The following is a 12,399-nucleotide window of genomic DNA, read 5'->3' as shown; positions in this document are numbered from 1 at the left end:
AGGACTTCGCGAGCGTTGCGGACCGATGTGGACGATGGGCGCGTCAAAGCCCCCTCACCCGCGTGAGGGGGCTTTGACGCACAGTGCTTACTGGACGATGAGCGGGACTTCCGGCGAAGGGCCGTCCGACAGCGGGATCTGGTACCGCTGCGTCAGGTACGACGCGATGCTGTGGAACAGCGGTGCCGCGGAGTGCCCGACCGGCAGCGTCGTGTCCGGCGCGTCCAGCCGGATGCCCACCACGAACCGCGGGTGGTCCGCGGGCAGGATGCCGGCGAAGGTGATGTTGTACAGGTGGTCGCTGTAGGCCTTCGTCCGCGGGTCGACCTGCTGGCCGGTGCCCGTCTTGCCGGAGATCTGGTAACCCTCGACCGCCGCCGTCGGCGCGGTGCCCTTCTGCACGCCCTTGCCGTTCTGGGCGACCGCGCGCATCATGTCGCGCACCGTCTTCGCCGTCTGCGGGCTGACCACCTGGACGCTCTTCGGCGCAGGCTCGGGCACCGTCGTCCCGTCCGGGTTGACCTTCGCCTTGACGATCCGGGGTTCGACGCGCAGGCCGTCGTTCGCGATCGCCTGGTACATCCCCGCCATCTGCAGGACGGTCATCGACAGGCCCTGCCCGATCGGCAGGTTGCCGAACGTCGTCGCCGACCACTGGCTGCGCGCGGGCACCACGCCCGCGCTCTCGCCGGGGAGGCCGACGCCGGTGCGCTGCCCGAGGCCGAACCGCTTGAGCAGCTCCGAGTAGTGCTCCTCGCCGATCTTCTGGGCGAGGAGCAGCGTGCCGATGTTGGACGACTTGGCGAAGATGCCGGCGGTGGTGAACGTCTGCGTGCCGTGGGTCCAGGCGTCGTGCACGGTCTTGTCGGCGACCTGCAGCGCGCCCGGCACCTGGATCGTCGACTCCGGCGTCGCGATGCCTTCGTCGATCGCGCCGGTGGCGGTGACGACCTTGTTCACCGAACCCGGTTCGAACGGCGTCGTGACCGCGGGGTTGGCCAGGTCCTCGTTGGTCCAGGTCGACTGGTCGTTGGGGTCGAACGTCTTGTCGTTGGCCAGCGCGTAGACCTCGCCGGTCTTGGTGTCCGTGACGACCGCCTGCCCGCCCTTGGCGTGCGACTGCTGGACGTAGTCCGACAGCTGCCGCTGCACCTCGTACTGCAGGTCGGAGTCGATGGTCAGCTCGAGGTCCGAGCCGGGGACCGCGGCCTGGAGGTCGTGCTCCGTGCCCGGGATGACGACGTTGTCGCTGCCGTTCTTGGTGTTGACCATCATCCGGCCCGGCGTACCCGCCAGGTCGTTGTCGCGCAGCAGCTCCAGCCCGACCAAGCCGTGCAGGTTGTGCTTGGAGACGTCCGGGTCGTCGGAACGCCAGTTCGCGGCGCCGACGATGTTCGAAGCCAGGCTGCCGCCCGGGTATTCGCGCAGCGCGCGCTTCTCGACGCCGATCCAGGCGAAGTGCTTGACGATGTCGGTGGCGATCGACGGCTCGACGTTGTTCACCAGGTAGGTGAAGGACGCCTGCTTGTGGAACAGGTCCAGCAGCTGCTGCTCGCCGATGACGTTCGGCAGCTTGCCGGCGATGTACTTCGCGGCGGCGGCGGTTTCGCTGTCGAAGGTCCGCGCGGTGCCGGGGTTCTTCGTCGCGAAGTCGTCCATGCTCTTGTGCAGCGCCTTGAGGTTCACCGAAAGCGTGCGCACCTCGACGCTGAACGCCAGCTTGGCGCCGCTGCGGTCCACAATGGACCCGCGCTGGGCCGGGATGTCGATGGTCTGGGTGCGCTGCCGCTCGGCCGCGGCGGACAGCGCCCCGGCCTCGAACCACTGCACCTGCACCAGTTTCCCGCCGGCGACGAGCAGCACGGCGACCAGGATCAGGCGCACGGCGGAGAACCGGGTGCGGTTGCCGCCGTTGCCCCGGCGCGCGGCCGCGCTGCGCGTCCCGGCGGAGTAGGTCCGGCGCGCGCTCCCGGCGGAGCGCGCGCGGACCTGTCCCCGGCTGGAAGAAGCCATCACTGACCGGCCCCCGGCTGCGCGGGCGGCGGCTGCTCCTCGGCGGGCACGGCGGGCTGGTCACCTTCGATCGGCGCGCCCTGCTGCGACTGCGTGCCCGCGGCGGGCGCGGCCGGCGGCGCGACCGGCACCGCCGGCGTGTCCCCCTTGGCCTTCTTGGGCTCGCCGACGAGCGAGGTCTTGCCGTCCGGGCCGACGACGATCCGCGCCGGGTCGCCGCCGGGCACCATGCCCAGCTGCTGGGCCGCGGGGGCCAGCGACGCGGGCGACTCGGCCTTGGCGACGTCGCGCTGGAGCTGTTCCTTCGCCTCGGCCAGGCTCGCGTTGGTGGTGCGCAGCTGCTCGAGCCGGTAGGAGTCGGCGATCGCCTGCGTGGACAGCCACAGCGTGGTGGCCACGCCGACGGCGAGCAGCGCCATCATCAGCAGCACGAACGAGGCGCGCGACTTCGGCAGCCGCAGCTTCAGCTTGAGCTTCGGCGCGGGCGTGCCGGGCTGGGCCGCCTTCGGCTGCGGGCGCGGCTCGCGCTCCTTGAGCAGGTCGGCCCGCTGGGCGCGGCGCGCGTAGGCGCGTTCGGCCGCGGACGTGCGGCCCCGCGACGCGCGCCGGGGCGACGCCTTGCCCGGCTCGGTGGTCTGCGGGTCCGGCTCGACGGTGGTCGAGGTGCGGGCGGCCTCGCTGCGTCCCCGCGTCGCCGGCGCGGTGCGGCGGCGGGACCTCGTGGGAGCGGTCATCGCGGCTCTCCGATCCTCTCTGCGGCCCGCAGCCGCACCGAGGCGGCGCGCGGGTTCCGTTCGATCTCCTCTTCGCCGGCCTTCTCGGCCCCGCGGGTGAGGAGCTTCAGCTCAGGTCCGTGTCCCGGCAGTTCGACCGGGAGCCCTTCCGGCGTGCGGGACTTCGCGAGCTCGGCCAGCGCCTGCTTGACGAGCCGGTCTTCCAGGGACTGGTAGGACTCGACGACGATCCGCCCGCCCGTCTTCAAGGCGCCCAGTGCCGCCGGCATGGCCCGGCGGAGCACCTCGAGCTCGCCGTTGACCTCGATCCGCAGCGCCTGGAAGGTGCGCTTGGCCGGGTGCCCGCCGGTGCGGCGGGTGGCGGCCGGGACGGCGTCGTAGAGCAGCTCGACCAGGCGCCCGCTCGTGGTGAACGGCTCCTGTTCGCGGGCTTTCACGACGGCCTTGACGATCCGCTGCGCGAAGCGTTCTTCGCCGTAGTCCCGCAGGATCCGGATCAGCTCGCCGGGCGCGTAGGTGTTCAGCACGTCGGCGGCGGTGAACCCGGTGGTCGGGTCCATCCGCATGTCCAGCGGCGAGTCCTTGGAGTAGGCGAACCCGCGCTCGGCCCGGTCCAGCTGCATCGAGGAGACGCCGAGGTCGAACAGGATGCCGTCGGCCTTGTCGATCTTCAGCCCCTCGAGGGCTTCCGGCAGTCCGTCGTAGACCGTGTGCACGAAGTCGACGCGGTCACCGTGGCGCGCGAGGCGCTCCCCGGACTTCTCGAGCGCGGCCGGGTCGCGGTCCAAGGCGACGAGGCGCAGCCGCGGGAACGTTTCGAGGAGGGCGTCGGAGTGGCCGCCGAGCCCGACGGTCGCGTCCACGAGGACGCCGTCTCGGTCGGCGAACACGGGGGTGAACAGCTCGACGATGCGCCTCAGCAGTACCGGGACGTGTTCGGGTGCCGTCATGGTGTTCCCTCCCCCTTTCTCGCCTGGGCGGCCCGGGGGAAATATGGCGGATGCCGTCAGGTCCCTGTCCGCCCGCTGCGGACCTGGTACCGGGGAAGGTGCACCAGGGCTGTTGAGCGGACAGAGGCCTCACGGCATCCGGGTGGGCTTCCCCTCTTCGCGCGGGCGGCGAACCTCTTCGTCCCCCGACGACGAAGGTGCACCGCGTCCGCACGTCTAGAAGACGCCCGGCAGTACTTCCTCTCGAGCCTTCGCGTAGCTGTCTTCGTGTTCTTCCAGGTAGCCCTGCCACGCTTGGGCGTCCCAGATCTCCAGCCTGGTGATCGCCCCGATCACCACGCACTCCTTGCTGAGCCCCGCGTAGCGGCGGAGCTCGGACGCGATCGTGATGCGCCCCTGGCCGTCCGGCCGTTGCTCGTCCGTCCCGGCGAACAGGTAGCGCTGGTAGGCCCGAACCGCCTCGTTCGTGAACGGGGCCTCGGCGACCTTGCGCGCCATCTGCTCGAACTCGGCGCGGGGGAAGACGAAGAGGCAGTGGTCCTGCCCCTTGGTGAGCATCAGCCCGCCGGCCAAGGCGTCGCGGAACTTCGCGGGCAGCGCGAGCCGCCCTTTGTCGTCCAGCTTCGGGGTGTGGGTGCCGAGGAACACGGCCTCCACCTCCCTACCGCACCCGGTGGCGAACCACCGTCTACGGCTCCAGGGCTTCCCTTCCGCCCCACTGGCCACCACCGTACCCCACTTTTCACCACAGTCAACGCGAGAAACCGACGGCTCACTCCGTCGTGTGGTCCGTTTATGCAGGTCAACGAGGTGGGGGCAGGTGGGGGCCAGTGTGGGGGGCGGTGGCCAAGATCCCCCTCGGCGGGGGCCGGAGCAACCTCAGCTGTACCCCGGACGTCCGCATAACGGCCGCGAAGGAACTCCGGAGGGACCCGGGTGGGGCCCCGTGGGGACCCGGGTGGGGGCACGTGGGGCTGCGGGCGGGGGCCTGCGGAGACCCCGGTGGGGACGCGTGGGGCCTTCGGTGGGGTCCCTTGGGGACACGGGTGGGGGCACGTGGGGCTGTGGGTGGGGCACGTGGGGCCCCGGGTGCGGGCGCGCCGGGACCCCAGTGGGGGTGTGTGGGGACCGAGGGGAGCTCCCGGCTGGATCCAGCGAAGAGCACCCCTCCCCCGCCGCGCGTGGATGTCATGAAAGATTCGTTCATGACGTTGCGGAGCCGGGTCAGTCCTCCGGAGTGAGCAGTGACGCGACCCGCGCCGCCAGGCGGGTGCTGTCCACGGGGGTCACGTTCACCCAGTCCTGCCCGCCCCGCCCCGGCGTCTTCGTCGCGCAATACGCGCCCACGTCCGTGTCGAACCACGACAGCCCGCCCACCCGCGCCACCCTCCCCGACGGGCCACGGCGGCTCACGCTGAACGACCCCGCCGAGTACACCGGGCGCGCCTGGATCGCCAGCACCTCCCGCAGCTGAGCCGACGAAGCCGCCGAAGCCGCGCCGCGGGAAGAGAACACCGGGTCCTCCACCGAGCCCGCCAAGGACGACGCCGGCAGGCTCACCCCGTACCCCGGGCCGGCCGTCAGCTCCGGGAGGACGTCGATGATCGCCGTGCACAGCTCGGCGTCGCGGATGGCCGCCAGTGCGATCGTCTGCTCCGGCTGGGTCGCCAGGACGCCCCGGCGGCCGCGGACCGCCGTCACCGCGCGGAACGGGGCTTCCGCCGTCATGTCCACCATCGCTTCGCACGCGACGAAGACCTCCGCCGACGCGAGCAGCGCGAGCCGCTCCGTCAACGCCGGCTCCAGCGCAGAACCGTCGTACAGCCCGCGCTCGGCCAGGTTGTCGTACACCGCCTTGCGGACCTCGGCGCGTTCCTCCTCGGTGCCGCCGACGCTGCGGACGCTCAGCGGCTCCGGCGGGCGGTCGTGGCCGAGGTCGGTCCACAGGATGTCGAACGCCGACGCCGAGACGCGGATCAAGCCTGCCCCAGCGACGGCGCGGCGGGGAACGTCTCGGCCGGCACGTGGCCGTGCAGCGCCGCGTCGCGGGTGCGCATCACGTCGATCGCCTTCTGCCGCGCGGCTTCCGCCTCGGCGCGGCGGGCCGCCAGCTCGTCCGACAGTCCCGCCAGGACCTGCAGGTTCCCCGACGAAGCCGCGTCCCGGATCATCGACGCCGGGTCGTAGCCCACCGGCGGCGGCATGTCGGCCCGGGCCCGCGCCGCCGCCTCCGCCTGCGCGCCGACCGCGCGGCCGACCGAAGCCGAGACGGCGGCGGAGTGCGAAAGCCAGTCCGCGGCCCGGCCGAGGGCCGCCCGCGCCGCGTCGCCCGCGCCGCCCCGCCAGTTCTCCCGCGACGACGTGATCAGCCCGGCCAGCTCGGCGGTCGACTCCTGCAGCCGTTTCGCCAGCCCGTCCCAGCGCGCGCCCGCCTCGCCCGCGGCGACCGGGTCGTTGCCCGCCTCGACCTCCGCGGCCATGGCCTCGTGGCTGTAGGACTCGTACCGCGCGGTGGGGACGGGCGGTTGGGCGTCGGGCACGGCGCACCTCTCGTGGTCAGGGCAGTTTCGGTTCCACCAGGCCGGCCACCGTGCCCGCGCGGCGGCACGCGAGCGGGGTGTCCGAGAAGCCGGTGTTGCTGACGTCGATCTGGACGCTGGCCGCGTCGCCGACCCCGAGCAGCACGGCGCAGGTGCCGTCGGCGGCCTTCTTGTCCATCACCTTCAGCGCCGGGTGGCTGCCGACCGTCGTCTTGGTCGCGGTCTTCTTCGCGACTTCGAGGTCGGCCAGGCCGTCGGTCTCGCTGAGGGTCACGGTGACGCCGAAGGCGCCGGGCACGGTCCAGTCGCACGCGCGGGCGCCCGCGATCTCCTTGGGCTTGCCGAGCACGCTCACCCCGGCGCTCGAGCGGTCCTGGGGGCTGAGCAGCGTGCACGGGTCCATCGCGGCCAGGCCGGTCCACGCGACGGGCGGCGTCGACGACGCCGGGGTCGACGTGGTGTGGCCGATTCCGGTCCGCGGCGAGGTCTGCGCGCAGCCGGCGAGCACCACCAGCGCGACCGGGACCCCCAGCAGTCGCATCCGATCAGCCACCCGAGCAGTCCACCCCGTCCGCCGCCTGCTCGTCGGCGTGCTGGTACTTCGCCAGCGCCTCCGAGATCCGGTGCTTGAGCGTCTCGAGCTCCTTGCCGAACGCCGTCAGCTGCTGCACGGCCGACCCCTGGCCGCCGATGCCGTACTCGGCCATGAACCGGCCCAGCTCCCCCGCGTACCCGCCGCCGAGCGGCACCGTCCGCCCCAGCACCTTGGCCTCGCGGACCATCTCGCCGACGACGTCCTGCAGCCGGCCGAGCTTCCCGTAGGCGTCCGCGGCCAGCTCGGGCGCGACCGCGAAGCCGCGCACGTCGAACGGCGGTTGCGCGCGCACGTCGCTCATGAGCGGTTACGCCTCTCTGTAGCCGGGCGACCTCGAAACGCAGCATACGACAAAGCGGGGTGTCAGCGGGAGCGCCCAGAATCGGGTGACAACACACCCGTTCGGGGTATCGTCGCTGCTTGCGCAGTGTCATCAACCGCCGTGGCGGGCGTGATTGCCCGGGGTTCACGGGGTTCCGGCCCCTGGTTCGCCCGGGTTTGACACACTGGATGGAAGGCTGGTCGCTGCGCGCGGACAGCAGCGATGGGGGCCGTTCGGCCCGGCGGTGCGCACAGTGCGCGCGGCCACGCGCCACCAGGAGGTCGAGTGACGTCGAGAATCCAGTCTGCGACGCCCGGATCGGGCGAGCAGGCATCCGGACGGCCGCCTTACCCGGCGGAGTCCACGGGCAACGGCCGGGCCGCCGGCCGGCCCGCCAGAGTGTCGCTGGACGAGCTGCACGAAACCGCCCGCCGGATCGCCGCCAACGTCGAACGCGTGCTGGTCGGCAAGCCCGACGTCATCCGGATCGCGCTGGTCACGCTGCTCGCCGAAGGCCACCTCCTGGTCGAAGACGTCCCCGGCGTCGGGAAGACGTCGCTGGCCAAGGCGCTCGCCCGGTCGATCGACTGCACGGTCAGCCGCATCCAGTTCACCCCGGACCTGCTGCCGAGCGACGTCACCGGCGTCTCGATCTACAACCGCCAGTCCGGCGAGTTCGACTTCCGCCCCGGCCCGGTGTTCGCGAACATCGTGGTGGGCGACGAGATCAACCGCGCCTCGCCGAAGACGCAGTCGGCGCTCCTGGAGTGCATGGAGGAGCACCAGGTCACCGTCGACACCTCGACCTACCGCCTCGAAGAGCCGTTCATGGTCATCGCGACCCAGAACCCGATCGAGATGGAAGGCACCTACGCCCTCCCCGAGGCCCAGCGCGACCGCTTCACCGCGCGCGTCTCCATCGGCTACCCCGACCAGCAGGCCGAGCTGGCCATGGTCGACGAGCACGCCGGCCACAACCCCCTCGAAGAGCTGCAGCCGGTGTCCGACGGCGAGACCGTGCACCGCCTGATCGAGACGGTCCGCAACGTGCACATGGCGCCGGAGGTCCGCCGGTACGCCGTCGACGTCGTCGCGGCCACCCGGCAGGTCCCGGAGATCCGCCTCGGCGCCTCCCCGCGGGCCACGCTGCACCTGGTCCGCGCGGCGCGGGCGCAGGCGGCGCTGTCGGGCCGCGACTACGTCGTCCCGGACGACCTGCACACGGTCGCGGTCCCGGTGCTGGCGCACCGCCTGGTGCTGACCACCGAGGCCCACGCGGCGCGGCGGTCGGCGACCGACGTCGTGCGCGCGGTGCTGCACCGGGTCCCGGTGCCGCAGGGCTCCCGGCCCTAGCTGGTGACATCTGGGGCCTCGCCCCAGGTCGGGGGCTCCGCCACCCGAACCCCCGAAAAATTGTTCCAGCGCGCGAAGGGGAAGAGAACGGCATGCTGCGTGCCCTGTCCGGCCTGACCACCCGCGGCCGCTGCCTCCTGGCCGCGGGGATCGCGGCCGCGGTGTGCTCGTTCGTGCTCAACGAACGCGACCTGCTGCGCGTGGCGGTGTTCGTGGTGGCGCTGCCGCTGCTGGTCGCCGCGTTCATCTCGGCGACCCGGCTGCGCATCGGCGCCACCCGCACGCTGAACCCGCAGCGCGTCGCGGTCGGCGGCAACGGCGAAGTCCACCTGGAGCTGTGGCGCAGCGGCCGGCTGCCGGCCGGCGAGATCCTGCTCGAGGACGGCGTGCCGTACGCGCTGGGTTCGCGGCCGCGGTTCGTCGTCGAGCGGCTCCCGCACGACCGCCGCGTCGCCCTGCGCTACCCGCTGCAGCCGGTGCTACGCGGGGTCCAGCAGGTCGGGCCGCTGCGCGCGACCATCACCGACCCGTTCGGGCTGTGCGAGTTCGAGCGCGAGCTGATCGGGCACTCGCGGCTGGTCGTCGTGCCCCGGGTGGTCCCGCTGTGGGGCATGCCGAGCGGCGCCGGGATCGGCGTCGGCGACGACGGCACCGTCCGGCTGCACGCCGGGCAGGGCGAGGCCGACGTCATCGTCCGCCAGTACCGCCAGGGCGACGACCTGCGGAAGGTGCACTGGCGCTCGACCGCGCGCCGCGACGAGATCATGGTGCGCGTCGAAGAACGGCCGTGGCGCGGCGGCACCACCGTGCTGCTCGACCACCGCGCCGCCGCGCACCACGGCAGCGGCCCGGCCGCCAGCCTGGAGTGGGCGGTGTCGTTCACCGCGTCGGCCGCGCTGCACCTGCGCCGGTCCGGGCACCGCGTCCGGCTGGTCAGCGAGCACGGGATCACCCTCGCCGACACCCCCGGCGAAGGCGGCGACCACTACGACAACGTCCTGCTCGACGCGCTGGCCGCGCTGCAGCCGGCGCACCAGCGGGACATCACGCTGGCCGGCGACCCCGGCGAGGGCCAGGAGCTGATCGCCGTGCTCGGCACGGTCAGCACCGAAGCCGTCCACGAACTGACCCAGTACCGCCCGCGCGGCATCCGCAGCCTCGCCGTCCTGCTCGACACGCCCACCTGGTCGGCGGGGGTGAGCGCGCCCGAGCAGCGGGCCGCGGCCACCGAAGACTCGGCCGCGTTGCTGCGCGCGTCGGGCTGGGGCGTGGTCATCGCCGGGCCCGGCTCGCCGATGCCGCAGGTGTGGGCCGAGCTCAGCCGCAGCGGTGCCCGCGGCCACACGTTGATCGGCGGTCAGCGATGAGCACCTCCGCACCCCCGCGCCCGGCGAACAGCCCGTCGTCCCAGCACCCGCTGTCGGCCTGGCGGAGCAGCCTGCTGGCCCCGGCCGCGGCCGGCATCGCGACGCTCTGCGCGGCGACGTCGGTGACCAGCGTCGTGGCCGGCCTGGCCTGGTTCGGCTACCTCTTCGTCGCGGTCCTGCTGATCGGCGCGACCGGGCTGGCGCTGCGCTCGCTGCAGGTGCCGACCGTGCTGGTCGGTCTCGGCCAGTTGCTGGTGCTGCTGTTCCTCATCACCGGCGCGTTCACCACGAACGGGATCCTGCAGGTGATCCCCGGCCCGGACGCGTTCGAAGAGATCGGCACGACGCTTTCGGCGGCCGCCGAGCAGATCCGCGTCGGGCTGCCGCCGGTCGAGGGCAGCCAGCCGATCCTGTGCCTGGTGACGATCCTGATCGGCCTGGTCGCCGTCCTGGTCGACACGCTGACGGTGGCCGCCGCGGCGCCGGCCGCGACCGGGCTCGTGCTGCTCTGCGTCTACGCCGTGCCGGCCGCGCTGAGCGAGGAAATGCTGCCCTGGTGGACGTTCCTGCTCGGCGGCGCGGCCTTCGCCGGCCTGCTGGCCGTCGACGGCAACCACCGGCACCGGCGCTGGCGGACCCGCGAAGCACCCGGTCGCAGCGGCAAGCAGGGCGTGCTGTCCGCGCCGGTCGCGGTCGTCAGCGCGGCGATCGTGCTCGGCCTGTTCGGCGGCGCGATCACGTGGGTCGGCACCGTCGGGCGGATCCCCTTCGGCGCCAGCGGGAACGGCGCCGGCGCGGGCTCCGGCGGCTTCGGCATCCAGCCGTTCACCGAGCTGCGCGGGATGCTCGACCAGGGCTCCAACCGCGAGCTGTTCAAGGTCCGCGGCCTCGGCACCGACCGGCGGCTGCTGCGCGCGATGACGCTGGACACCTTCTACCCGAACAAGGGCTGGGGCCTGCACGACGAGGGCCGTTCGCAGCAGGGCGTCCCGGTCGGGCCGCAGCTGCCGGCCGCGCCGGGCGACGACGGCACCGGCGCCGCGCGCAAGATCGACGTCGAGCCGACGAGCTGGCGCGACAACTGGCTGCCGGTGTTCGGCGCGCCGCGGGTGATCGACGGCACCGGCAACGGCTACCTCTACGACCAGGTCAGCGGCACGGTGTTCACCACGCGCAGCGAAACCCCGCCGTCGTACGTCGAATACGCGTCGCTGAAGGAGCCGACGGCCGCCGAGCTGCGCGTGACCGCGCGCGTCGACGACCTGCCGCCGCGCTACACCGAGCTCGACCGGGTCGACGACCGCGTCCGCGCGAAGACGCAGCAGCTGATCGCCGGCGCGGGCAACGACTTCGACCGCGCGTCGGCGATCTGGCGGTACTTCACGGCGCAGAACGGCTTCGTCTACGACACGAAGACCGCGCCGGCCAACGACGCGGACGCGCTCGCCGACTTCATCCTCAACGGCAAGCGCGGCTTCTGCGAGCAGTTCGCCTCGGCGATGGCCGTGATGCTGCGGGTGGCGGGCATCCCGTCGCGGGTGGCGATCGGCTTCACCCCCGGCTCGCAGGTCAACGACTACCTGTCGATCAGCACCCAGGACGCGCACGCGTGGGTCGAGGCGTACTTCGGCGACAAGGGCTGGGTGACGTTCGACCCGACCCCGCTGTCCGACGGGCGCGGCATCACCCCGCCGTACCTGCAGGCCGGCCCGCAGGACGGCGACCAGCCGGACGACACCCAGGTGGCGCCGAGCACGGTCCAGTCGAGCGCGGCGCCGACCGGCGTCCCGCGCGACACCGGGCAGAACCAGCAGGCGCAGGGCCCGGAGCAGGCCGACCCGGGCACGCCGGGCTGGGTGTGGGCGCTGGTGCTGGCGCTGCTCGCGCTCGCGCTGCTGGCGACGGTCCTGGTGATCGCCGGCGGGCGCCGACGACGACCGGACCGCGAACCGGCGGCCACCGGGCTGAGCGCGCTGCTCAAGAACTGGCTGCCGCTGATCGCCGCGGCGCTGTGGGTGGCGCTGCTCGGCGTGCTGACCTGGCTGGTGGCCTGGTGGTTCAGCCTGCTGGTCGTGCTGCTCCTGGCCGGGCTGCTCGGCCCCTCGGCCGCCCGCGACGTCGGCAGGCGGCGGCGGCTGCAGGAGATCGTCGGCCACCGCCCGGGCGCGGCGGACGCGGCGTGGTCCGAGCTGCGCGCCGAGTGCGCTGACCGCGGGTTGCCGATTCCGCCGAGCGACACGGTCCGCGTGGCCGGCCAGAAACTGGCGGCGAAGCACCACCTGGACGACGAGGGCCGCGAGGGCCTCCGCACGGTCATCGGCGTGGTCGAGCGGTCCTGGTACGGCGGAGAAGGTGAGGGTGAGGGTGACCCGACGCTGCCGTCGGCGTTCGACCACTTCCGCCGGAGCCTGCACCGCAACGCGCCGCTGTCCTGGAAGGGCCGGCTCTTCCCGAAGTCCCTGTTCCGCAACCGGGACTGAGCAGTTGACCCGATCGGGGGTCACCCGTTGTCACGGACGCGGGTG

General features: G+C 72.9%; 11 protein-coding genes. 3 read left to right on the top strand and 8 right to left on the bottom strand.

Features of this window, described 5'->3' with window-relative positions; all coding sequences use genetic code 11:
- Positions 1-87: 87 nt before the first annotated feature.
- The 8 genes from AB0B33_RS12235 to AB0B33_RS12200 form a co-directional block, all read right to left on the bottom strand.
- The gene (locus tag AB0B33_RS12235; protein ID WP_247021210.1) at positions 88-2,013 is read right to left on the bottom strand and encodes a penicillin-binding protein 2; all 1,926 of its coding nucleotides are present in this window, start codon (positions 2,011-2,013) and stop codon (positions 88-90) included.
- Positions 2,013-2,747, bottom strand: a complete 735-nt coding sequence (locus tag AB0B33_RS12230) for a hypothetical protein (RefSeq protein ID WP_360770095.1) — start codon at positions 2,745-2,747, stop codon at positions 2,013-2,015. The genes AB0B33_RS12235 and AB0B33_RS12230 overlap by 1 nt, the downstream gene beginning before the upstream one ends.
- Complete coding sequence (gene rsmH / locus AB0B33_RS12225; RefSeq protein ID WP_360770092.1) at positions 2,744-3,697, bottom strand: 16S rRNA (cytosine(1402)-N(4))-methyltransferase RsmH; 954 nt, start codon at positions 3,695-3,697, stop codon at positions 2,744-2,746. Before rsmH ends, AB0B33_RS12230 begins: the two co-directional genes overlap by 4 nt.
- A gap of 216 nt (positions 3,698-3,913) precedes the next feature.
- The gene (mraZ, locus tag AB0B33_RS12220) at positions 3,914-4,345 is read right to left on the bottom strand and encodes a division/cell wall cluster transcriptional repressor MraZ (protein WP_125314530.1); all 432 of its coding nucleotides are present in this window, start codon (positions 4,343-4,345) and stop codon (positions 3,914-3,916) included.
- 576 nt (positions 4,346-4,921) lie between these two features.
- A complete protein-coding gene (locus AB0B33_RS12215; protein WP_247021201.1) occupies positions 4,922-5,677 on the bottom strand; it encodes an ESX secretion-associated protein EspG in 756 nt (251 codons plus the stop codon).
- Positions 5,674-6,177: a PPE domain-containing protein gene (locus AB0B33_RS12210; protein WP_360770384.1), complete on the bottom strand. Its 504-nt coding sequence runs from the start codon at positions 6,175-6,177 to the stop codon at positions 5,674-5,676. The genes AB0B33_RS12215 and AB0B33_RS12210 overlap by 4 nt, the downstream gene beginning before the upstream one ends.
- Before the next feature lie 76 nt (positions 6,178-6,253).
- A complete protein-coding gene (locus AB0B33_RS12205; protein WP_360770087.1) occupies positions 6,254-6,778 on the bottom strand; it encodes a DUF3558 domain-containing protein in 525 nt (174 codons plus the stop codon).
- 4 nt (positions 6,779-6,782) lie between these two features.
- Positions 6,783-7,133 carry a hypothetical protein gene (locus AB0B33_RS12200; protein ID WP_247021197.1) on the bottom strand — a complete coding sequence of 117 codons (351 nt, stop codon included), beginning with the start codon at positions 7,131-7,133 and terminating at the stop codon, positions 6,783-6,785.
- A gap of 306 nt (positions 7,134-7,439) precedes the next feature.
- Here AB0B33_RS12200 and AB0B33_RS12195 point away from each other — a divergent pair, with 306 nt between their 5' ends.
- From AB0B33_RS12195 to AB0B33_RS12185, 3 genes are all read left to right on the top strand, one after another.
- Entirely contained in the window at positions 7,440-8,507 is a 1,068-nt protein-coding gene (locus AB0B33_RS12195; protein WP_247021195.1) for a MoxR family ATPase, read from the top strand.
- Between the two features lie 92 nt (positions 8,508-8,599).
- Positions 8,600-9,874: a DUF58 domain-containing protein gene (locus AB0B33_RS12190; RefSeq protein ID WP_247021193.1), complete on the top strand. Its 1,275-nt coding sequence runs from the start codon at positions 8,600-8,602 to the stop codon at positions 9,872-9,874.
- Positions 9,871-12,354, top strand: a complete 2,484-nt coding sequence (locus AB0B33_RS12185; protein WP_360770083.1) for a DUF3488 and transglutaminase-like domain-containing protein — start codon at positions 9,871-9,873, stop codon at positions 12,352-12,354. The genes AB0B33_RS12190 and AB0B33_RS12185 overlap by 4 nt, the downstream gene beginning before the upstream one ends.
- The last annotated feature ends 45 nt before the right edge of the window (positions 12,355-12,399 follow it).

Source organism: Amycolatopsis sp. NPDC049159, assembly GCF_040648295.1.
In the GTDB taxonomy this organism is placed as follows: Bacteria; Actinomycetota; Actinomycetes; order Mycobacteriales; family Pseudonocardiaceae; genus Amycolatopsis; species Amycolatopsis pretoriensis_A.
This window is presented reverse-complemented; position numbering and strand designations above follow the sequence as displayed.